The organism is Geodermatophilus sp. SYSU D00766 (assembly GCF_054049915.1).
In genome coordinates this window covers 139,489-160,082 of record NZ_JBJGYI010000006.1, presented here as the reverse complement: position 1 = coordinate 160,082, position 20,594 = coordinate 139,489, and the positions used below count along the sequence as shown (strand labels likewise).

Genomic DNA, 20,594 nt, shown 5'->3' with positions numbered 1-20,594 from the left:
GGGGCACGCCGGGTCGCCGTCGTGGACACTGGGAGGGCCCCAGCCCGAGGAGGCCCCGCTGCGCCCCTGTCCGGTGACCCGGTGACCGTCGACCGGCTGCCCTTCACACGGGTCGCACCGCCGCGCCGGCGGGTCGTCGACCGCGTCCTCGCCCGGCCCAGCACCGCCGCCGTGCTCGGGCTCGCCGTCGTCGTCGTGGTCTTCGGGGTGCGGGTGCCCGAGCTGCTCACCCCGGAGGGCCTCGCCGGCGTCCTCGACGCGGCGGCGCTGCTGGGCATCGGCGGGGTCATGGTGGCGCTGCTGCTGGTGGGCGGCCACTTCGACGTGTCGATCGGCACGGTCACCGTGGGGAGCGCCACCCTCACCGGGGTGCTCGCCGGGCCGATGGAGTGGGGCATCTGGCCGGCGCTGGCCGTCTCGCTGGCCGCCTCGCTGGCCGTGGGGCTGGCCAACGGCTGGCTGGTCGTGCGCACCGGGCTGCCGAGCTTCCTGGTCACCCTGGCCACGGCGCTGGTGGTGCAGGGCACGACGGTGTCGGCGCTGCCGCTGGTGGCCGGGGCCCCCCGCATCACCGGCCTGGACCAGGCGCCCGGGTGGTCGTCGGCGTCGGCGCTGTTCGGGTCGACGGTGGAGGTCGGCGGCGGCGTGTTCCCGGTCGCGCTGCTGTGGTGGCTCGCCGTCACCGCCCTCGCGGGCTGGCTGCTGTGGCGCACCCGTTTCGGCAACGACGTGCTGGCGATGGGCGGGTCCCGGCGGGCGGCGCGCGAGCTCGGCGTGCCGGTCCGGCGCACGACGCTGGTCCTCTTCCTGCTCACCGCCGCCGCGGGCTGGCTGGTGGGCACGCTGGCGCTGGTGCCGGTGGCCAGCGTCGCGGCGACGCCGTCGCTGGCCACCGCGATCGACTTCGTCGTCGTGGCCGTGATCGGCGGCTGCCTGCTGACCGGCGGCTACGGCTCGATGGCCGGTGCGGCGGTGGGCGCGCTGCTGTACGCCGTCGCCCGCCGCGGGGTGGAGCTGTCGGGCTGGGACCCGCGCTGGTCGCAGGTCCTGCTCGGCGTGCTGCTGCTGGTCGCGCTGCTGGTCGGAGGGGTGGTGCGCGGCCGGCTGCGGGCCGCGCCGCGGTCATGAGCACGGTCGTGAGCGCGCCCCCGGTCCTGGAGCTGCGCCGGCTGTCGGTCCGCTACGGCGGGGTGCCCGCGCTCGACCGGGTCGACGTCGCCCTCGACGGCGGCCGGATCACCTGCGTCCTCGGGGAGAACGGCTCCGGGAAGTCGACGCTGGTGGCGGTGCTGTCGGGGCTGCGCCGGCACGACGACGGCGACCTGCTCCTCGACGGCGCCCCGGTGCGCTTCCGCACCCCGCGGGACGCGCGCGGGGCCGGCATCGCCACGGTGTGGCAGGACCTCGCCGTCGCGCCGCTGCTGTCGGTGTGGCGCAACCTGTGTCTGGGCGCCGAGCCCACCCGCGGGCGGTGGCCGCTGCGCCGCCTCGACGTCGACGCCGCCCGCGAGACCACCGTGCGGGCGCTCGAGCGCGTCGGCGTCACCGGCGTTGACCCCGACCAGCCGGTCAACTCCCTGCAGCCCGGCGCCCGGCAGAGCCTCGCCATCGCCCGCGCGGTCCACTACGGCGCCCGGGCGCTGGTGCTCGACGAGCCCACCGAGCCGATGACCATCGCGCAGCACACGCTGGTCGGGCAGGCGGTGCTCGGTGCGCGGGCGCGCGGTCTCGCCGTCGTCCTGGTGACGCACAACCCGCGCTACGCCCACCTGGTCGGGGACCGGTTCCTGCTGCTGGCGCGCGGCCAGGTGGCCGGCGACCTCACCCGCGCCGACGTCGACGCCGACGACCTCACCCGGCTCATGGCCGGCGGCGAGGAGCTCACCGCCCTGACCACCCGGCTGCAGGAGCTGCACCCGGAGCTCGGCGAGCGCTGACCTCCGTGCCCGTCCGCGGACGTGCACGGAGGTCGGGACAGGCGATCAGGTGAAGACGCTGACGCCTCCGGGGCCCACGAGCAGCCCGACGACGATCAGGACGATGCCCCACAGCAGTTGCCCGCGGACGATCGCCAGGACGCCGGCGATGACGAGGACGACGGCCAGGATCCAGAGCAGTGTGGCCACGTGCCACCTCCCGAGAGGCGCGTCCCGGACGGACGCTGAGGTCACGGAGTGTGCTCCCGGACCGGGCGTTCCGCCTGGTGAGCGCACGACGTCCGCCGGACGTCCCCCGTTCCGGTGACGCCGGGTCACGTCCCCCGGCACCACGGGGCCGCCGGGCGGGGTCGGTCAGGGCGCGAGGCTGGGGTCGCAGTCGCGCAGCAGCTGGGTGCAGCGCTCCTGCTCGTCGACCTCGCCGATCGCCTCGGCCGCCCGCGCCAGCACGATGACGCAGCGCAGGAAGCCCCGGTTGGGCTCGTGCGACCACGGCACCGGGCCGTGGCCCCGCCAGCCGTTGCGGCGCAGCGCGTCCAGCCCGCGGTGGTAGCCGGTGCGGGCGTAGGCGTAGGCCTCGACGGTGTCGGGGAGCGCCCGCTCGGGACGGTCGATCGCCGCCTCCGCCAGCGCGGCCCACGCCGCGCTCGCCGTGGGGTGGTGCGCGGCGACCTCGGCCGGCGGGTCGCCCGCGGCGAGCTCCCTCTCCGCCTCCGGGTTCCCGGGCAGCAGCGTGGCCGGCGGCTCGCCGAGCAGGTTCTGGTGGGAGTGCGTCATGGGTCAGGCGCTCGGCGACTGGCCGGCCGACAGCAGGTCCTCGCACGCCTCGACGACGCGGGCGGCCATGCCGGTCTCGGCCAGCTTCATGTAGGAGCGCGGGTCGTAGGCCTTCTTGTTGCCGACCTCGCCGTCGACCTTGAGCACGCCGTCGTAGTTGCCGAACATGTGCCCCACGATGGGGCGGGTGAAGGCGTACTGGGTGTCGGTGTCGACGTTCATCTTCACCACGCCGTAGGACAGCGCCTCGCGGATCTCCGACTGCAGCGAGCCCGAGCCGCCGTGGAAGACGAAGTTGAACGGCTTGCTGCCCTCGGGCAGGCCGAGCTCCTGCGACACGACCTCCTGGCCCTGCTGGAGGATCTCCGGCCGCAGCTTGACGTTGCCCGGCTTGTAGACGCCGTGGACGTTGCCGAAGGTGGCCGCGAGCAGGTAGACGCCGCGCTCACCGAGGCCGAGCGCCTTGGCGGTGGCCACGAAGTCGCCGGGGGCGGTGTAGAGCTTCTCGTTGATGTCGTGGGCGACGCCGTCCTCCTCACCGCCGACGACGCCGATCTCGAGCTCGAGGACGATCTTCGCCGCGGCGCACTTGTCGATGAGCTCCTCGGCGATCTGCAGGTTCTCCTCCAGGTCGATCGCCGAGCCGTCCCACATGTGCGACTGGAACAGCGGCGCCTGCCCGGCGTCGACCCGGTCCTTCGACAGCGCGATGAGCGGCCGGACGTAGGAGTCGAGCTTGTCCTTGGGGCAGTGGTCGGTGTGCAGCGCCACGTTGACCGGGTACTTCTCGGCGACGACGTGGGCGAACTCGGCGAGCGCCACCGCCCCGGTGACCATGTCCTTGACCCGGGTGCCCGAGCCGAACTCGGCGCCGCCGGTGGAGAACTGGATGATCCCGTCGCTGCCGGCGTCGGCGAAGCCGCGCAGCGCGGCGTTGACGGTCTCGGACGAGGTGCAGTTGATCGCCGGGTAGGCGAAGCCGCCCTCCTTCGCCCGGCTGATCATGTCGGCGTAGACCTCGGGGGTCGCGATGGGCATCCGGGCACTCCTGTCGATCGACGCGGGTCGCGGTCAGTATCCCGTGCCCGCCGCACGCCGGACAGGCCCCCGTCTCAGGCCCGCCGGCGCAGCACCTTCCCCGGGTTGAGCAGCCCGGCCGGGTCGAGGGCGTCCTTGATGCGCCGGTGCACGTCGAGGGAGACCGCGCCGACCTCCCGCTCGAGCCACCCGACCTTGAGCGACCCGATGCCGTGCTCGCCGGTCACCGTGCCGCCCAGGCCCAGCCCGAGCTCGAGGATGTCGTCGAAGGCGGCGAAGGCCCGGGTGCGCTGGTCGGGGTCGGCCGGGTCGAAGCAGATGGTCGGGTGCATGTTGCCGTCGCCGGCGTGCCCGACGACGCCGATGGTCAGCCCGCGGGCGACGGCGATCGCGTCGCAGCCGTCGAGGAACGCCGCGATGTGCGAGCGGGGGACGGCGACGTCGTCGATGAGGGTGGTGCCCAGCCGCTCGAGCGCGGGCAGCGCCATGCGGCGGGCGGCGAGCAGCAGGTCACCCTCGGCCGGGTCGTCGGTGGTGTGCACCAGGTCGGCCCCGGCCTCGCGGCACAGCCCCGCCAGCGCCTCGATCTCGGCGAGCGCGGCCGCTCCCCCGCTGTCGGACTGGGCGACCAGCAGCGCGTGCGCATCGCGGTCGAGGTCGGCGTGCAGCAGGTCGTCGACGGCGCAAATGCAGGTGTTGTCCATGACCTCCAGCAGGCTCGGCACCAGCCCGGAGGTGACCACCCGCTCGACGACCTCGCCGGTCTGCGCGGTGGTGGCGAAGGTGGCCACCAGCGTCACCGGCCGCTGCGGTGCCGGCCGCAGCGCCAGCGTGGCCTCGGTGATGACGCCGAGCGTGCCCTCGGAGCCGACGAACAGCCGGGCCAGGTCGTAGCCGGCGACGCCCTTCACGGTGCGCCGTCCGGTGCGCAGCACCTGCCCGTCGGCGAGCACGACCTCCAGGCCGAGCACGTAGTCGGTGGTCACGCCGTACTTGACGCAGCACAGGCCGCCGGAGTTGGTGGACAGGTTGCCGCCGATCGTGCACCAGTCGTAGCTCGACGGGTCCGGGGGATAGAACAGCCCGGACCCGGCGACGACGTCGCGCAGCGCCTTGTTGACCACGCCGGGCTGCACGACGGCGAGGCGGTCGGCGGGCGAGACCTCCAGGACGGCGTCCATGCGGGTCATCACCATGGTCACCGCGCCGTCGACGGCGTTGCTCGCCCCGGCCAGTCCCGAGCCGGCACCGCGCGGGACCACCGGGACGCCGTGCCGGGAGGCGATCCGCATGACCGCGGCGACCTCCTGCGTGTTCCGCGGGAAGACGACGGCGGCGGGCGTGCCGGCCTCGGCGAGCATCGCCTGGTCGCGGGCGTAGGCGGCGGTGACGTCGGGGTCGGTGCGGACGCCGTCGGCACCCAGGGCCGCGGTGAGCTCGTCGACCCAGGCGGTGGCGAGTGTGGTCACGCTCACACGGTACGGCGGGCGGTGCCGGGATCAGGTGACCTGATCGTCGGGCGTCCTCCCTCACGGTGGGCGGTGCGGGAGGACGCGCCGCGGTGCGGGAGGACGTGCTGCGGTGCGGGAGGACGTGCTGCGGTGCGGGAGGACGTGCTGCGGTGCGGGAGGACGTGCTGCGGTGCGGGAGGACGTGCTGCGGTGCGGGAGGACGCCGGGTCAGTCCAGGCCGAGGTCGGCGAGCTCGAACGCGGCGCGGTACTCCAGCCCCGCGGCCTCGACGGCGGCCCGCCCGCCGCGGTCGACCACCACGGCGACGGCGATCACCTCGGCGCCGGCCTCCTGCAGCGCCTCGACCGCGGCCAGCGGGCTGCTGCCGGTGGTGGAGACGTCCTCGACGACGAGCACCGTCCGCCCCTCGACGTCGGGGCCCTCGATCCGGCGCTGCAGCCCGTGCGCCTTGCCGCTCTTGCGGACCACGCACGCGTCGAGGAAGCCCTCGCCGGCGGCCGCGGCGTGCAGCATCGCCGTCGCCACCGGGTCGGCGCCCAGGGTGAGCCCGCCGACGACGTCGTAGCGCAGGTCGCCGGTGAGCTGGCGCATCACGCGGCCGACCAGCGGGGCGCCCTCGTGGTGGAGGGTCAGCCGGCGCATGTCGACGTACCAGTCGGCCTCCCGCCCCGAGGACAGCGTGACGCGCCCGCGGACGACGGCCAGGTCGACGACCAGCTCGCGCAGGCGGTCGCGGTCGGGGTGCTGCTGCATGGACAGCGACCCTACGCAGCCGGCCGGCCCGGCTCCCCCCGTGGGAGCCGGACCGGCCGGGGCTGGGGTGCGGGGCTCCGTCAGGCGGTGGGGGCCAGCACCTGGTCGACGATGTAGACGGTCGCGTTCGCCGTCTGCACGTTGCCGCAGACGACGTTCGCCGGGGTGCCGGTGACGGTCTGCGCGACCGTGAACGCCTCGCCGGAGCCCTCGATGGTGACCTCGTCACCGGCGACGGTGGTGTGCGTGCCGGCCAGCTGGTCCGGGGAGAGCCGGCCCGGGATGACGTGGTGGGTGAGGATCTGGGTCAGCTGCGCGTTGTCGGCCAGCACCGCCTGCAGCTGGTCCTGCGGGATCGCCTCGAACGCCGGGTTGGCCGGGGCGATGACGGTGATGTCCGGCGTGGTGTTCAGCGTGTCGACCAGGTTGGCCTGCGTCACCGCCTGCACCAGCGTGGTCAGCACCGGGTTGTTGCTGGCGGCGGTGGCGACCGGGTCGTCGGTCATGCCGGCGAAGCTGCCCTCGCCGTCGGCCGGGACCGAGGAGCAGGCGGCGCCGAAGGGCTCGTCCGTGGCGGGCTCGGCCGCCGGGCTGCTGCTCTCCGCCGCGTCCGAGCTCCCCATCGAGTCCGCGGAGGACGACGAGCTGCCGGCGTCGGGGTCCGAGCTGTCGGTGGCGCCGGCGTCGTCGGAGCTGCAGGCGCTCAGGGTGACGGCGAGGGTGGAGGCGGTGGCCAGCAGGAGGCCGCGGGTCAGGCTGTTCTTCGTCACGGTCGGGATGCTCCTCGGTCGTCGTGCTCGTCCGTCCGGGGACCGGGTGGTCCCCGCGGTGGTCCCTCCCGACCCGTTCGAGGGGTCGGGAGAGGCGTCTGCGGCGCAGGTGGCCGAGACGGGCTCGGGGGGTGTACTGCCCGGCCGGCGGGGGCCGGCCGGGCGGGGACCGCTACCTCGCGATCACCCGGGTGGAGTGCAGGCCGCTGGCCCCGTCGGGGAAGGGCCGGGCGCGCTCCTCGGTCTGCACCTCGCCGTCGGCCGTGGTGGCCCGGACGGTGAGCTGGTAGGAGCCGGGGGCGAAGTCGTGGGGCAGCACCCACTGCCGCCACACGTCGACGCCGGCCTGCGGGGCGAGCTCGGCCTCGCGCCACTCGCCGTCGTCGACCCGGACCTCGACGCGGGCGATGCCGCGCCCCTGGGCCCAGGCCACCCCGGCGATCGGCCGGCGGCCGGCGGGGAACGGGCGCAGCGGGGCGGGGGTGTCGATGCGCGAGGCCACCTTGACGGGCCCCTGCGCGGCCCAGTCGCGCTCCACCCAGTAGGCGTCGAAAGCGTCGAACGTGGTGGCCTCGATCGAGGTCAGCCACTTGCAGGCCGAGACGTAGCCGTACAGGCCCGGGACGACCATCCGGACGGGGAAGCCGTGCTCGACCGGCAGCGGCTCGCCGTTCATCCCGAAGGCCAGCATCGCGTTCTCGACGTCGAGGGCCGCACGGGTCGGGGTGCCGATGGTCATCCCGTCGGAGGAGCGGCAGACGAGCTGGTCGGAGTCGGCGGAGACGCCGTTCTCGCGGAGCAGGGCGCCCAGCGGGACGCCGGTCCAGCGGGCGGTGCCGGCGAGGCCGCCGCCGACCTCGTTGGAGACGCAGGTGAGCGTGACGTCGCGCTCGACGACGTCGTCGCGGTCGAAGAGGTCGGCCAGCGTGTAGCTGCGCGGCGCGTCGAACATCCCGGTGAGGGTCAGCCGGTAGTCGGCCGGCCGGATCTGCGGGACGGTGATCGCGGTGTCGACCCGGTAGAAGTCGCGGTTGGCGGTGAACAGCGGGGTGAGACCGTCGACGCGCTCGGCGAGGTCCGCGCCGGGGGGCAGGGCCGGTGCCGGGGACGACGCCGTGGGCAGGACCAGGCCGCCGCGGTCGGTGCTCACGTCGAAGCGGCGCCGCAGCAACCGGCCGCCGCCGCCGGTGACCGCGGCCGCGGCGAGCGTGACACCGCCGGTGACGACGAAGCGGCGGCGGTCCATGCCGGCGCCCTTGCGGTCGGCCATGGCGAGGGCGCCGCGCAGCCGCTCGAGGACGGCGTCGTCGGGAGCGGCCCGCTCCCCGCCCGGCACGGTCAGGGGGGCGAGAAGCAGCAGGAGGGCGACGGTCCCGGCGAGCGCGCCTCCCGCCGAGGGCAGCGCGTCGAGCAGGGCCCCGGACGGACGGCTGACCGCGGCGAGGGCGCCGATGGCCCCGAACAGCGCGATCCCGGCGATCCCGGCGGCGCGCGAGCGCAGCGCGACCACGCCGACGAGCAGCGCGTACACGGCGACGAGCACCAGCGTGCCGACGACGAGGGCGACCTTGTCGTCCTCACCGAAGGTGCTGACGGCGAACTGCTTGACCGGCTCGGGGACCAGGGTGATGACCGTGTCGCCGACCGCGACGACGGGCGAGGACGTCGGCCCGACGAGGCCGGCCACGAGCTCGGCGACGCCGAGGGCGACGGCGGCGGCCAGCAGGCCGGCGAGCGCGGCGAGCAGCCGGCGCCGGCCGCGGCCGGCGGCGGGGCGGGCCCTGTCCGGTCCGGTGGCCGGCGCGGGGGCCTGCTCGGTGGTGGTCACGCCCGGGGTTCGGGACGGCACGGCGAGCGGTTCACCGCGTCCGGTCACGATGCGGTAACGGGCCCGCCGCCTCCCCGGGAGGGGGGTCGGCGGGCCCGGGAGCCGTGCGGTCAGCGGCTGCGGGCGCGCTGCCAGCCGCGGTAGCGGTACCACGCGTTGGCCGGCTTGGCCGCGAGCGCGACGATGCCGACGACGACGAGCACCGTCTGCACGAGGGACAGCACGGTGAGCAGGCCGCTGGTGCCGGTGGCCCCGCCGGCCAGGCCGACCAGACTCGAGAGGACGGCCAGGCCGCCCAGGACCCACAGCACGATCCGCGCCCAGTTGCGGCCCTGCCAGGCGAACCAGATGAACAGCAGCTGCAGCCCGACGAAGACCAGCGCGAAGACGACGCTGGCGGTGATCACACCGGCGCTGGTGGCGTCGCTGACGCCCTGGTAGTCGGCCGGGTCGAGCCCCTGGTCGACCAGCGCCTGGTCGACGAGCTCGTCGAACTGGGCGAAGGTGACGATCGCGCCGAGGACGCCGAGCAGGGTGCTGGCCAGCCACGCGCCGACGCCGAGCTTCACCGCCTGGGGTCGCTCGACCGGCGCCGGGGCGCCCCACGAGTCGGGTGCGGCCGGCGCGGAGCCGTAGCCGCCGTAGGGGGCCTGGCCGTACGGCTGCTGACCGTACGGCTGCTGGCCCGGAAGCGGCTCCCAGCCCTGCGGGCCCTGTCCTGCGGTCATCGCGGTGCGTCTCCTCCGTGTCGGTGCTCGGCGGGGATCATGATCGACCGGGCGGTGCCCGGCCAGCACCCCCGACACGCGAGGGGCCCGCCGCCCTCCCCTGGGGGAGGACGGCGGGTCCCGGTGAGGCCCTGCCACGGCCTCCTCGCTCTAGGCGCGGGTGACGGTCAGCCCGGTGTCTGCCGCGTCCCCGGCCAGGTCGGCCGGCCAGTCGACGACGACGCCGTCGCCGTCGCGGATCTCGCCGGCCAGCAGCGCCCGCGCCAGCGGGTCGCCGATGGCCGACTGGACCAGCCGCCGCAGCGGGCGGGCGCCGTAGACGGGGTCGAACCCGTTGAGCGCGAGCCACTCGCGGGCGGCGTCGGTGACGGTCAGCGTCAGCCGGCGCGCGGCCAGCCGGCGGGCGAGCACGCCGACCTGGATGTCGACGATCCCGGCCAGCTCGTCGCTGCCCAGCGCCCGGAAGACGACGACGTCGTCGAGGCGGTTGAGGAACTCCGGCTTGAAGTGCGACCGGACGACGTCCATGACCGCCGCGCGGCGGGCCTCCTCGGGCAGCGACTGGTCCGCGATGACCTGCGAGCCGAGGTTCGACGTCAGGATCAGGATGGTGTTGCGGAAGTCCACCGTCCGCCCCTGGCCGTCGGTGAGCCGGCCGTCGTCGAGCACCTGCAGCAGCACGTCGAAGACGTCGGGGTGCGCCTTCTCCACCTCGTCGAGCAGCACCACGGTGTAGGGCCGCCGCCGGACCGCCTCGGTGAGCTGGCCGCCGGCCTCGTAGCCGACGTAGCCCGGGGGCGCCCCGACCAGGCGGGCCACCGAGTGCTTCTCGGAGTACTCGCTCATGTCGATGCGGACCATCGCCCGCTCGTCGTCGAACAGGAACTCCGCCAGCGCCTTGGCCAGCTCGGTCTTGCCGACGCCGGTGGGGCCGAGGAACAGGAAGGACCCGGTCGGCCGGTCGGGGTCGGCGATGCCCGACCGCGCGCGGCGGACGGCGTCGGACACCGCGCGGACGGCGTCGGGCTGGCCGACGACCCGCCGGCCGAGCTCCTCCTCCATCCGCAGCAGCTTCGCCGTCTCGCCCTCGAGCAGCCGGCCGGCGGGGATGCCGGTCCAGGCCTGGACGACCTCGGCGATGTCGTCGGGGCCGACCTCCTCCTTGAGCATCGACTCGCCGGTCTTCACCGACTCCTCGGCCGCGGTCAGCGAGCGCTCGAGCTCGGGCAGCCGGCCGTAGCGCAGCTCGGCGGCGCGGGCCAGGGCGCCGTCGCGCTCGGCGCGCTCGGCCTCGGTGCGGACGGTCTCGAGCTCCTCCTTGATCCGCTGGATGCGCTCGATCGCCGACTTGTCCTGCTGCCAGCGGGCGGTGAGCTCGTCGAGCTGCTGGCGCCGGTCGGCCAGGTCGGCGCGCAGCGCCGCCAGCCGGTCCTGCGAGGAGGGGTCCTCCTCCTTGGCCAGCGCCATCTCCTCGATCTCCATGCGGCGCACGGCGCGCTCGACCTCGTCGACCTCGACCGGCCGGCTGTCGATCTCCATGCGCAGCCGGCTGGCGGCCTCGTCGACCAGGTCGATCGCCTTGTCGGGGAGGAAGCGAGCCGTGACGTACCGGTCCGACAGGGTGGCGGCGGCGACGATCGCGGCGTCGGTGATCCGCACGCCGTGGTGGACCTCGTAGCGCTCCTTGAGCCCGCGCAGGATGCCGATCGTGTCCTCGACCGAGGGCTCGCCGACGAAGACCTGCTGGAAGCGGCGCTCCAGCGCCGGGTCCTTCTCGATGTGCTCGCGGTACTCGTCGAGGGTCGTGGCGCCGACCATGCGCAGCTCGCCGCGGGCGAGCATCGGCTTGATCATGTTGCCGGCGTCCATGGCGGAGTCGCCGGTGGCCCCGGCGCCGACGATGGTGTGCAGCTCGTCGATGAAGGTGACGACCTCGCCCTCGGACTCGGCGATCTCCTGCAGGACGGCCTTGAGCCGCTCCTCGAACTCCCCGCGGTACTTGGCACCGGCGACCATGCTCGCCAGGTCCAGGGCCATCAGCCGCTTGCCCTTGAGGCTCTCGGGCACGTCGCCGGCCACGATCCGCTGCGCCAGGCCCTCGACGATCGCGGTCTTGCCGACGCCGGGCTCGCCGATGAGGACGGGGTTGTTCTTCGTGCGGCGGGAGAGCACCTGCACGACGCGGCGGATCTCGGTGTCCCGGCCGATGACCGGGTCGATCTTGCCGTCCCGCGCGCGCTCGGTGAGGTCGACGGCGTACTTCTCCAGCGCCTGGAAGGTGCTCTCCGGGTCGGCTGTGGTGACCTTGCGGGTGCCGCGGACGGTGCGGAAGGCGGCCAGCAGCGCGTCGCGGGTGGCGCCGGCGCTGGTCAGCACGGCACCGGCCTCGCCGTCGGAGCCGGCCAGCCCGACGAGCAGGTGCTCGGTGGAGACGTACTCGTCGCCCAGGGCGCTGGCCTGCTCACCGGCGGCGTTGACCACGCGCAGCAGCTCCCGCGAGGGTGAGGGCGCGGCGACGGTGGCGCCGCTGACGCTGGGCATGCGGCGCAGGGCGGCCTCGGCCTTGGCCCGGACGTCGGCCGGGTCGGCGCCCACGGCGCTGAGCAGGGGGCCGGCGATGCCGTCGGTCTGCTGCAGCAGCGCGACGAGCAGGTGCAGGGGCTCCAGCGCCGCCTGCCCCCGGTCGACCGCCAGCCGCTGGGCGGCCGCGAACGCCTCCTGCGAACGGGTGGTCAGCTTGCTCTCCATGGTGGGTCCGGATGGTCCTCTCGTCGGGTCGCCGGGACGGTCCCGGCGCAACGGCGTGTCGAGGGGTCCAACGGCCGGGAGGTTGAGTCTGTTCCACTCAACTCCGGATCGTGCGCGCTCGGTGGTGACGGCGCCAATCCGGCACAACTGCATGCCGCGCGACCTTCTGGTCCCTACACTCGGAACATGGAACAGACGAGCGTGGAGGGCCGCCTCCCCGCGCCGAGCGTGGCCCTGGACGACCAGCTGTGCTTCGCGCTCTACGCGGCGTCGCGAGCGATGACGGCCCGGTACCGGCCGATGCTCGAGGACCTCGGCCTCACCTATCCGCAGTACCTGGTGATGATGCTGCTGTGGGAGGAGGACCAGCAGACCGTGGGCCAGCTCGGCCAGCGGCTGGCCCTCGACAGCGGCACGCTCTCGCCCCTCCTCAAGCGGCTGACCGCCGCCGGCCTGGTCACCCGTCACCGCCGGGTGGAGGACGAGCGCTCCGTGGCGATCGCCCTCACCGACGCCGGGCGTGCGCTGCGCGACCGGGCCTACGCCATCTCGCAGGACATGATCTGCGCGCTGCGGATGGACGTGGACCAGTTCTCCGACCTCAAGCAGACGCTCAACGTGCTCACCCAGCGCGTCAGCGAGCCCCCGCGGGGTCGGTGACCGGTCCCCGGTGGGTCGCGCGCCGTCCACCGGGGTAGGGCCGCGGGGTCCGGGCCGGCAGCAGTCGCCGGCTCCCCGTCCCCCGGAAGGCAGCCATGCCCACCCGTACCGCACGCACCGCCTGGAACGGCACCCTCGAGCAGGGCTCGGGGCAGGTCGAGCTGTCCAGCTCGAAGGTCGGCACGTTCGAGGTCAACTTCCCCAAGCGCGCGGCCGACGACGCCGGCGGCACGACCAGCCCGGAGGAGCTGATCGCCGCGGCCCACTCGGCCTGCTTCGCGATGGCGCTGTCCAACGAGATCGGCAAGGCCGGGGGCGACCCGCAGTCCCTGGAGATCAGCGCCGACGTCACGCTCGGCCAGAAGGACGGCGCGCCGCACATCACGCGGATCGCGCTGACCGTCCGCGGCGAGGTCGAGGGCCTCGACGCCGACGGCTTCGAGAAGGCCGCCCAGGCGGCCAAGGCCGGGTGCCCGGTCAGCAAGGCCCTCGCCGGGGTCGACGACATCACCCTGGACGCCGCGCTGGAGTCCTGAGGCGGGACGACGGAGGCCCGCTCCCCGGGTGGGGAAGCGGGCCTCCGTCGTGTGAGCGCCGTCGGGTGGAGGCGCCGGGTCAGGCGGCCTCGGCCACCGGCTCGGCCTCGCGGGCCAGCCGCTCCTCGCCGCTCTCGGTCCGCAGCGCGACCTCGCGGACCAGCAGGATGGCCACGACGGCGACCACCGCGATGACCGCGGAGACGAGGAAGATCCGGCCGGTCGCGTCGCCGTAGGAGACGCGGATGAGCTCCTGGATGGCCGGCGGGGCGTCCTTGAGGTCTGCCAGGCCGACGCCGCCCGAGCCGCCGCCGGCCGCGGCCGCCTCCGGCGGCAGGCCTGCGGTGATCAGGTCGGTCACCCGGCTGCTGAGCACCGCACCGAGGACCGAGACGCCGATGGTGCCGCCGAGGCTGCGGAAGAACGCCACCGCCGACGACGCCGCACCCAGGTCGTTCGCGGCCACGGTGTTCTGCACCGCGAGCACGAGGTTCTGCATGGTCATGCCGATGCCGACGCCGAGCACGAAGAGGAAGACGCCGAGCAGGACCATGTCGGTCTCGTGGTCGATGGTCGACAGCAGGCCGAACCCGGCGACGACGAGCAGCGAGCCGGCGACCAGGTACCGCTTCCACCGGCCGTAGCGGGTGATGAGCAGGCCCGAGACGGTCGAGGACAGCAGCAGCCCCCCGACCATCGGGATGGTGAGCAGGCCGGCCGCCGTCGGGGAGTAGCCGCGGGAGATCTGCAGGTACTGGCCGAGGAAGACCGTCGAGCCGAACATCGCCACACCGATCGCGACGCTGGCCACGATGGCGAGGGTCGTCGTCCGGTCGCGGAACAGCCGCAGCGGGACGATCGGCTCGACCGCCCGCAGCTCGGTCACCACGAAGGCGACGACGGCGAGGGTGCTGCCGGTGAGGAACAGCGCCGTCTCGACCGAGGCCCACGCGAACCGGTCACCGGCGAGGGTGACCCAGATGAGCAGCCCCGAGACGCCGGCGGTGAGGAACGTGGCGCCGAGGTAGTCGATGCGGACCCGGCGCCTGGTCACCGGCAGGTGCAGCGTGCGCTGCAGCAGCACCAGCGCCACCGCGGCGAAGGGCACGCCCACGTAGAAGCACCAGCGCCAGCCCAGCCAGCTGGTGTCGACCAGCAGGCCGCCGAGCAGCGGGCCGCCGACGGTGGCCACGGCCATGACGGCGCCGAGCAGGCCGGAGTACCGGCCGCGCTCGCGGGGGCTGATCATCGCGGCCATCGCGATCTGCACCAGCGCCTGCAGGCCGCCGAGGCCCAGGCCCTGCAGCACCCGCCAGCCGATGAGCGTGCCGACCGACTGGGACAGGCCGGCCAGCATCGAGCCGACGATGAAGACCACGATGGAGAGCTGGATCAGCAGCTTCTTGCTGAACAGGTCGGCGAGCTTGCCCCAGATCGGCGTGGACGCCGTCGAGGCGAGCAGGGTGGCGGTGACCACCCACGTGTACTGGCTCTGGCTGCCCCGCAGGTCGGTGATGATCGTGGGGAGGGCGTTGGAGACGACGGTCGAGGACAGGAACGCCACGAACATCGCCAGCAACATCCCCGAGAGGGCCTCGAGGATCTGCCGGTGCGTCATGCGGCCCTGCTGCTCGACCGGCGCCTGCGCCGCCGGTGCGGTCACGGCGGGTTCGCGGGTGGTGGTCACGGTGCTCCTGGCTGGTTCGGCGCGGGTGGGGGACGGGCGGGTGGCGGTCACGAGGCGCGCGCGTGGGTGCGCGGCGCCACGGTGCGGTCGAGGTCGGCGGCCAGCCGCTCGAGCAGGTCGCCGAGGTGGCGGGCGTCGTCCTCGTCCCACCCGGCGAGGGCCTCGGCGGCCCACTCGCCGCGCAGCGCGCGGGTCTGCGCCAGCGCGGCGGCGCCGGACCGCGAGAGCCGGATGAGGCTGGCCCGGCCGTCGCGCGGGTCGGGGCGGCGCTCCACGTGGCCGGCGCGCTCCAGGGCGGCGACCTGGCGGCTGGCGACCGAGACGTCGACGCCGACCTGGGCGGCCAGCGCGCTGCAGCGCTGCTCGCCGTCGCGCTCCAGCGGGACGAGCAGCGCCCAGCCGAAGGAGGGCAGCTCGCCGTAGACGGCGTCGGCGGCGCGGGTGGAGACGTGCCGGCCGCTGCGCAGCAGCCGGGCGATCCCGGCGGTCAGCCGGTCGCGGGTGGCGGGCGAGACGGGCATGGGGGTCCTCACGGGGCGAGGGAGTACTTGCAGACACCAACCATACGTCTGATTGGTTGGGGTCTGCAACGATCAGCCTACCGAGACGCCCACCACACGACGACGGCGCCCGGACCGGGATGGTCCGGGCGCCGTCGGCGTCGTGCGCGTGGTGGGGCGTCGTGCGTGTGGTGAGGCTCAGCCCTCGGGCGCCGCCTGCGCCTCGCGGGCCTCGCCGAGCCGGTTGAGCCGCGCCAGCAGCTCGCCCAGGGTGGCGACGTCGTCGGCCGGCCAGCCGGACAGGTCGGCCTCCCAGCGGGCGCGGCGGGCCTCGCGGATGCCGGACAGCCGCGCCGCCCCCTCCGCCGAGGGCCGCAGCACCTGGGCCCGCCCGTCGGCCGGGTCGGGCTCGCGGTCGACCATGCCCAGGGCGACCAGCGACGACACCTGCCGGCTCACCGTGCTCTTGTCCAGGCCCAGCCGGGCGACGAGGTCGCTGGCGCGCAGCGGGCCGCCGTCGGCGAGCAGCGCCAGCAGGCCGTAGGCCGCACCGTCCAGGTCGGGGTGCAGCTCGCGGGCCAGCCGGGCGGAGATGGCCCGCGACCGGCGCAGCAGCAGGCCGATCTCGCGTTCGAGGCGCACGAAGGACTCGTGCTGCTCCGCACCGGTGCTGCCCACGTCCCACTCCACGACGGCGGTCCCGCCGGGGTTCCCGGTCACCGCGACTCGCGGGGTCGCCAGACGACCAGCGCGGAGGTGGCCTGCCGCATCGGCACCAGGTCGGCGCGGCTGTAGGAGGCCGCGAACGAGCCGTGCAGCGCCGCGTCGGAGGCCGCCCGCCGGCGCTCGGACTCCTCCAGCTCGCCGATCAGCTCGTGCACGCGCTGCTGCAGCGCCTCGACCTGCGACTCGAGGTCGATGATCCGCTTGATGCCGGCGAGGTTGACGCCGTCCTCCTGGGACAGCCGCTGGACCTCGCGCAGCAGGGCGACGTCGCGGGGGCTGTAGCGCCGGCCGCCGCCGGGCGTGCGACCCGGGGTGACCAGGCCCAGCCGGTCGTACTGGCGCAGCGTCTGGGCGTGCATGCCGGCCAGCTGGGCGGCCACGGAGATCACGAAGACCGGCGCGTCGTCGGCGACGGCCCGCGCGCCGTCGCGGCGGTCGCGCTCCTCGGCGCCCGGCGCGCTCACCGGGCGCTCCCGCCCTCGGCGCTCCCCCGCCCCGCGCCGGCCCGCTCCGCACCCGCCCGCTCCACGGCCGCGGTGATCTGCGGGCGCGGGTCGCCGAGCTCGGCGTCGAGGGTCTTGACCGCCCGCTCGGCCTCGGCCGAGAGCCGCTGCGGAACGGCCACCTCGACGGTGACCAGCAGGTCGCCGGACCGGCCGCGGCCCGGCACGCCCCGGCCGCGCACCCGCAGGGTGCGCCCGCTGGCGGTGCCCGCGGGCACCTTGAGCGTGACGGTGCCGTCGAGGGACGGCACGGTCAGCGTCGTGCCGAGCACCGCCTCGGGGAAGGTGATCGGCACGGTGAGGGTGAGGTCGTCGCCCTTGCGGCCGAACAGCTCGTGCTCGCTGACGTGCACGACGACGAACAGGTCACCGGCCGGGCCACCCCGCCGTCCTGGCGCGCCCTTGCCGGCCAGCCGGATGCGCTGGCCGTCCTTGACGCCCGCGGGGATCCGCACGGTGATCGTGCGGGTCTGGGTGGTGACGCCGTTGCCCGCGCAGGTGGGGCACGGGTCGTCGACGACCTGGCCGGTGCCGCGGCAGTTGCGGCAGGGCTCGGAGAACGCGAACGCGCCCTGGCTGCGGCTGGTGACGCCGGCGCCGCCGCACACCTCGCAGGTGTGCGGGCTGGTACCCGGCTTGGCGCCGCTGCCGGCACAGGTCGGGCAGGTGCCCGGGCTCTGCATCCGCAGCGGCACGGTGACGCCCAGGACGGCCTCGTCGAACGACAGCGTCGCCTCGGTCTCGACGTCCTGGCCGCGGGCCGGCCCGGACGCCGCCTGCGAGCGCGCCCGGGCCGATCCGGCCGTCGTGCCACCGCCGCCGCCGAAGAGGTTGCCGAACAGGTCGCCGAGGCCCCCGGCGCCGGCCCGCCCGGCGTTGCCCGCGGCGCCGAAGAGGTCGCCGAGGTCGAAGGACTGGCCGCCACCGGCCGACCCCGGGAAGCCGCCGGGGAACCCGGCGCGGGCGCCGGCGCCGCCGGAGCCGAACAGCCGCCGGGCCTCGTCGTACTCGCCGCGCCGCTTGGGGTCGGAGAGCACGTCGTAGGCCTCGGAGACGTCCTTGAACCGGGCCTCGGCGTCGGCGTTGCCCGGGTTCTTGTCCGGGTGCAGGTCCCGGGCCAGCTTCCGGTAGGCCTTCTTGATCTCGGCGGCGTCGGCGTTCTGGGAGACGCCCAGCGCCTTGTAGTAGTCCTTCTCGATGAAGTCCCGAGTGCTCATCGGGCGCCTCCTCTCCTCGCGTCCGGCGTCGCTCGTCGGTGGCCGGTCAGCCCGCGGCCGGGGTCTCCCCCGGCGCGGCCTCGGCGGCCGGGTCACCGGCGGCCGCGTCGCCGGCCGCCGGGGCAGCGCCGGACGGGTCGCTCACCGCCACCATCGCCGTCCGCAGCACCCGGTCGCCGCGGCGGAAACCCTGCCGCAGGACCGTCGTGGCGGTCGGCACGCTGACGTCGTCGGACGTGTCGTGCAGGACCGCCTCGTGCAGTGCGGGGTCGAACGGGTCGCCGGCGGTGCCGAAGGCCGACACGCCCAGGCCGTCGAGCAGCCCCAGGACGCGGTCGGCCACGACCTTGAAGGCGCCGGTCAGGTCACCGTGGTCGCGGGCCCGCTCGATGTCGTCGACGATCGGGAACAGCTGGGCGGCGAACCGCTCGGCAGCCTGGTCGACGACCAGCGCGCGGTCGCGGTCGACCCGCCGCCGGTAGTTGGCGTACTCGGCCGTGACCCGCTGCAGGTCCTCGGTCCGCTCGGCCAGCTGGCGCGACAGGTCGCCGTCGCCGGCCCGGTCGTCGGCCACGCTCTCCTGCACGGGCACCTGGGTGACCGTCTCGTTCTCGCTCATGCGCTCCCCTGGCGATGGGTGGTCAGGTGTCGGTGCCGGAGCCGGGCCCGGCGGGGCGCCGGCCGGCTGCTGGCCGGCCGGCGCCCGCACCGCGCCGCTGACGGGGTCGATCCGCCGCTTGTCACGGATCACGACCCGCGGCTGCTCGTCCCCCTGGCTCATCGGCGGTCGCTGTCCTCGTCGACGATCTCGGCGTCGACGACGTCGTCGTCACCGGTGGGCGCCGAGGCACCCGCGCCGCCGGCCGCGCCGGGCGCACCGTCACCGGTGCCGGCGGCGCCGGCCTCGGCCTGCTGGGCGTAGAGCGCCCCGCCGACCTCCTGCGAGATGCGGGCGACCTTCTCCTGCGCCGACTTGATCGCGGCGATGTCGGAGCCGCCGAGGGCGGAGCGCAGCTCGGTCAGGGCCTCGCCGAGCTCCTCCTTCTTGTCGGCCGGGATGCGCTCGCCGTTCTCGGCCAGGAACTTCTCGGTCTGGTACTGCAGCGACTCGGCCAGGTTGCGGGTCTCGGCCTCCTCGCGGCGGCGCTTGTCCTCCTCGGCGTGGGCCTCGGCGTCGCGCATCATCCGCTCGATGTCCTCCTTCGGGAGGGCCGAGCCACCGGTGATGGTCATCGACTGCTCCTTGCCCGTGCCGAGGTCCTTGGCGTGGACGTGCACGATGCCGTTGGCGTCGATGTCGAAGGCCACCTCGATCTGCGGGACGCCACGCGGCGCCGGCGGCAGACCGGTCAGCTCGAACATGCCGAGCTTCTTGTTGTACATGGCCATCTCGCGCTCGCCCTGGAAGACCTGGATCTGCACCGAGGGCTGGTTGTCGTCGGCCGTCGTGAAGATCTCGGAGCGCTTGGTCGGGATCGTGGTGTTGCGCTCGATGAGCTTGGTCATGATCCCGCCCTTGGTCTCGATGCCCAGGGACAGCGGGGTGACGTCGAGGAGCAGGACGTCCTTGACCTCGCCCTTGAGGACACCGGCCTGCAGCGCGGCGCCGATGGCGACGACCTCGTCGGGGTTGACGCCCTTGTTGGGCTCCTTGCCGCCGGTCAGCTCGCGGACCAGGTCGGAGACGGCCGGCATGCGGGTGGAGCCACCCACCAGGACGACGTGGTCGATCTCGGCGACGGAGACGCCGGCGTCGCGGATCGCCTGGTTGAACGGCGCGCGGGCGCGGTCGAGCAGGTCCTGGGTGAGGCGCTGGAACTCGGCGCGGGTGATCGTGACGTCGAGGTGCAGCGGGCCCTCGGCCCCGGCGGTGATGTAGGGCAGGTTGACGTTGGTCGACTGCGCGCCGGACAGCTCGATCTTGGCCTTCTCGGCGGCCTCGCGGAGCCGCTGCATGGCCAGCTTGTCCTTGGACAGGTCGATGCCGTTCTGGGCGTTGAACGTCTGCACCAGGTGCTTGACGACGCGCTCGTCCCAGTCGTCACCGCCGAGGTGGTTGTCACCGGCGGTGGCCTTGACCTCGATGACGCCCTCGCCGATCTCGAGCAGCGAGACGTCGAAGGTGCCGCCGCCGAGGTCGAAGACGAGGATCGTCTGCTCGGTCTCGCCCTTGTCCAGGCCGTAGGCCAGCGCGGCCGCGGTCGGCTCGTTGACGATGCGCAGGACGTTGAGACCCGCGATCTCACCGGCCTCCTTGGTGGCCTGGCGCTGCGCGTCCTCGAAGTAGGCCGGGACGGTGATGACCGCGTCGGTCACCGGCTCGCCCAGGTAGGTCTCGGCGTCCCGCTTGAGCTTCTGCAGGATGCGGGCGCTGATCTCCTGCGGCGTGTAGCGCTTGCCGTCGATCTCGCCGGTCTTCCAGTCGGTGCCCATGTGGCGCTTGACCGACCGGATGGTGCGGTCGACGTTGGTGACGGCCTGGTTCTTGGCCGACTGCCCGACGAGGACCTCGCCGTTCTTGGCGAAGGCGACGACCGAGGGCGTGGTGCGCGAGCCCTCGCTGTTGGCGATGACCGTCGGCTCGCCGCCCTCCAGGACGGTGACGACGGAGTTGGTGGTCCCGAGGTCGATACCGACCGCTCGTGCCATGGAGCTGGCTCCTCTTCCGTGTGCGTGCGGGTGCTGTGCTGGGTCGTGCGGCGAGCTGGGTGTCC

20 protein-coding genes are annotated in these 20,594 nt (G+C 74.5%); 4 read left to right on the top strand and 16 right to left on the bottom strand.

All coding sequences use genetic code 11. From position 1 onward, the window contains the following. Positions 1-81 precede the first annotated feature (81 nt). Positions 82-1,128: an ABC transporter permease gene (locus ACI8AD_RS07995; protein ID WP_456869997.1), complete on the top strand. Its 1,047-nt coding sequence runs from the start codon at positions 82-84 to the stop codon at positions 1,126-1,128. Between the two features lie 8 nt (positions 1,129-1,136). Continuing rightward, positions 1,137-1,937, top strand: a complete 801-nt coding sequence (locus tag ACI8AD_RS07990) for an ATP-binding cassette domain-containing protein (RefSeq protein WP_456869996.1) — start codon at positions 1,137-1,139, stop codon at positions 1,935-1,937. A gap of 45 nt (positions 1,938-1,982) precedes the next feature. On the opposite strand, the gene ACI8AD_RS07985 is transcribed toward ACI8AD_RS07990, so the two are convergent. The 9 genes from ACI8AD_RS07985 to clpB form a co-directional block, all read right to left on the bottom strand. Further along, on the bottom strand, positions 1,983-2,126 hold the full coding sequence (locus tag ACI8AD_RS07985; protein WP_176449825.1) for a GPGG-motif small membrane protein: 144 nt from the start codon (positions 2,124-2,126) through the stop codon (positions 1,983-1,985). Positions 2,127-2,291: 165 nt separating this feature from the next. Further along, positions 2,292-2,714: a DUF3151 domain-containing protein gene (locus tag ACI8AD_RS07980; RefSeq protein WP_456869995.1), complete on the bottom strand. Its 423-nt coding sequence runs from the start codon at positions 2,712-2,714 to the stop codon at positions 2,292-2,294. Between the two features lie 3 nt (positions 2,715-2,717). Next, positions 2,718-3,752: a class II fructose-bisphosphate aldolase gene (fbaA, locus tag ACI8AD_RS07975; RefSeq protein WP_456869994.1), complete on the bottom strand. Its 1,035-nt coding sequence runs from the start codon at positions 3,750-3,752 to the stop codon at positions 2,718-2,720. A gap of 74 nt (positions 3,753-3,826) precedes the next feature. Beyond that, complete coding sequence (locus tag ACI8AD_RS07970) at positions 3,827-5,221, bottom strand: FAD-binding oxidoreductase (RefSeq protein ID WP_456869993.1); 1,395 nt, start codon at positions 5,219-5,221, stop codon at positions 3,827-3,829. A gap of 210 nt (positions 5,222-5,431) precedes the next feature. Continuing rightward, a complete protein-coding gene (gene pyrE / locus ACI8AD_RS07965; protein WP_456869992.1) occupies positions 5,432-5,977 on the bottom strand; it encodes an orotate phosphoribosyltransferase in 546 nt (181 codons plus the stop codon). A gap of 80 nt (positions 5,978-6,057) precedes the next feature. Beyond that, the gene (locus tag ACI8AD_RS07960; protein ID WP_456869991.1) at positions 6,058-6,747 is read right to left on the bottom strand and encodes a fasciclin domain-containing protein; all 690 of its coding nucleotides are present in this window, start codon (positions 6,745-6,747) and stop codon (positions 6,058-6,060) included. 172 nt (positions 6,748-6,919) lie between these two features. After that, positions 6,920-8,575 carry a molybdopterin-dependent oxidoreductase gene (locus tag ACI8AD_RS07955; protein ID WP_456869990.1) on the bottom strand — a complete coding sequence of 552 codons (1,656 nt, stop codon included), beginning with the start codon at positions 8,573-8,575 and terminating at the stop codon, positions 6,920-6,922. A 110-nt stretch (positions 8,576-8,685) separates the two neighbouring features. Next, entirely contained in the window at positions 8,686-9,303 is a 618-nt protein-coding gene (locus ACI8AD_RS07950) for a hypothetical protein (protein WP_456869989.1), read from the bottom strand. Positions 9,304-9,453: 150 nt separating this feature from the next. Beyond that, on the bottom strand, positions 9,454-12,051 hold the full coding sequence (gene clpB, locus ACI8AD_RS07945; protein ID WP_456869988.1) for an ATP-dependent chaperone ClpB: 2,598 nt from the start codon (positions 12,049-12,051) through the stop codon (positions 9,454-9,456). 186 nt (positions 12,052-12,237) lie between these two features. Between clpB and ACI8AD_RS07940 the strand changes: the two genes are divergently transcribed. Both ACI8AD_RS07940 and ACI8AD_RS07935 read left to right on the top strand, forming a co-directional pair. Continuing rightward, entirely contained in the window at positions 12,238-12,711 is a 474-nt protein-coding gene (locus ACI8AD_RS07940; protein WP_456869987.1) for a MarR family winged helix-turn-helix transcriptional regulator, read from the top strand. Between the two features lie 95 nt (positions 12,712-12,806). Continuing rightward, positions 12,807-13,247: an OsmC family peroxiredoxin gene (locus ACI8AD_RS07935; RefSeq protein ID WP_456869986.1), complete on the top strand. Its 441-nt coding sequence runs from the start codon at positions 12,807-12,809 to the stop codon at positions 13,245-13,247. A gap of 79 nt (positions 13,248-13,326) precedes the next feature. Here ACI8AD_RS07935 and ACI8AD_RS07930 read toward each other — a convergent pair whose 3' ends face one another. The 7 genes from ACI8AD_RS07930 to dnaK form a co-directional block, all read right to left on the bottom strand. After that, the gene (locus ACI8AD_RS07930) at positions 13,327-14,934 is read right to left on the bottom strand and encodes an MFS transporter (RefSeq protein WP_456869985.1); all 1,608 of its coding nucleotides are present in this window, start codon (positions 14,932-14,934) and stop codon (positions 13,327-13,329) included. A gap of 47 nt (positions 14,935-14,981) precedes the next feature. Continuing rightward, on the bottom strand, positions 14,982-15,455 hold the full coding sequence (locus ACI8AD_RS07925) for a MarR family winged helix-turn-helix transcriptional regulator (RefSeq protein WP_456869984.1): 474 nt from the start codon (positions 15,453-15,455) through the stop codon (positions 14,982-14,984). A 177-nt stretch (positions 15,456-15,632) separates the two neighbouring features. Next, positions 15,633-16,154: a MarR family winged helix-turn-helix transcriptional regulator gene (locus ACI8AD_RS07920; RefSeq protein WP_456869983.1), complete on the bottom strand. Its 522-nt coding sequence runs from the start codon at positions 16,152-16,154 to the stop codon at positions 15,633-15,635. Beyond that, positions 16,151-16,624, bottom strand: a complete 474-nt coding sequence (locus ACI8AD_RS07915) for a heat shock protein transcriptional repressor HspR (protein WP_456869982.1) — start codon at positions 16,622-16,624, stop codon at positions 16,151-16,153. The genes ACI8AD_RS07920 and ACI8AD_RS07915 overlap by 4 nt, the downstream gene beginning before the upstream one ends. Continuing rightward, positions 16,621-17,880, bottom strand: a complete 1,260-nt coding sequence (dnaJ, locus tag ACI8AD_RS07910; RefSeq protein WP_456869981.1) for a molecular chaperone DnaJ — start codon at positions 17,878-17,880, stop codon at positions 16,621-16,623. The genes ACI8AD_RS07915 and dnaJ overlap by 4 nt, the downstream gene beginning before the upstream one ends. Positions 17,881-17,926: 46 nt before the next feature. Beyond that, positions 17,927-18,499, bottom strand: a complete 573-nt coding sequence (gene grpE / locus ACI8AD_RS07905; RefSeq protein WP_456869980.1) for a nucleotide exchange factor GrpE — start codon at positions 18,497-18,499, stop codon at positions 17,927-17,929. A 158-nt stretch (positions 18,500-18,657) separates the two neighbouring features. Continuing rightward, positions 18,658-20,529, bottom strand: coding sequence for a molecular chaperone DnaK (gene dnaK, locus ACI8AD_RS07900; protein WP_456869979.1), 1,872 nt, complete (start codon positions 20,527-20,529; stop codon positions 18,658-18,660). Between the last annotated feature and the right edge of the window lie 65 nt (positions 20,530-20,594).

Excerpts from the sequence above, each read along its gene's own strand:
- ACI8AD_RS07980 (WP_456869995.1), bottom strand. The coding sequence starts at position 2,714 with ATGACGCACTCCCACCAGAACCTGCTCGGCGAGCCGCCGGCCACGCTG.
- fbaA (WP_456869994.1), bottom strand. The coding sequence starts at position 3,752 with ATGCCCATCGCGACCCCCGAGGTCTACGCCGACATGATCAGCCGGGCG.
- pyrE (WP_456869992.1), bottom strand. The coding sequence starts at position 5,977 with ATGCAGCAGCACCCCGACCGCGACCGCCTGCGCGAGCTGGTCGTCGAC.
- ACI8AD_RS07950 (WP_456869989.1), bottom strand. The coding sequence starts at position 9,303 with ATGACCGCAGGACAGGGCCCGCAGGGCTGGGAGCCGCTTCCGGGCCAG.
- clpB (WP_456869988.1), bottom strand. The coding sequence starts at position 12,051 with ATGGAGAGCAAGCTGACCACCCGTTCGCAGGAGGCGTTCGCGGCCGCC.
- ACI8AD_RS07940 (WP_456869987.1), top strand. The coding sequence starts at position 12,238 with ATGGAACAGACGAGCGTGGAGGGCCGCCTCCCCGCGCCGAGCGTGGCC.
- ACI8AD_RS07935 (WP_456869986.1), top strand. The coding sequence starts at position 12,807 with ATGCCCACCCGTACCGCACGCACCGCCTGGAACGGCACCCTCGAGCAG.
- ACI8AD_RS07925 (WP_456869984.1), bottom strand. The coding sequence starts at position 15,455 with ATGCCCGTCTCGCCCGCCACCCGCGACCGGCTGACCGCCGGGATCGCC.
- dnaJ (WP_456869981.1), bottom strand. The coding sequence starts at position 17,880 with ATGAGCACTCGGGACTTCATCGAGAAGGACTACTACAAGGCGCTGGGC.
- grpE (WP_456869980.1), bottom strand. The coding sequence starts at position 18,499 with ATGAGCGAGAACGAGACGGTCACCCAGGTGCCCGTGCAGGAGAGCGTG.
- dnaK (WP_456869979.1), bottom strand. The coding sequence starts at position 20,529 with ATGGCACGAGCGGTCGGTATCGACCTCGGGACCACCAACTCCGTCGTC.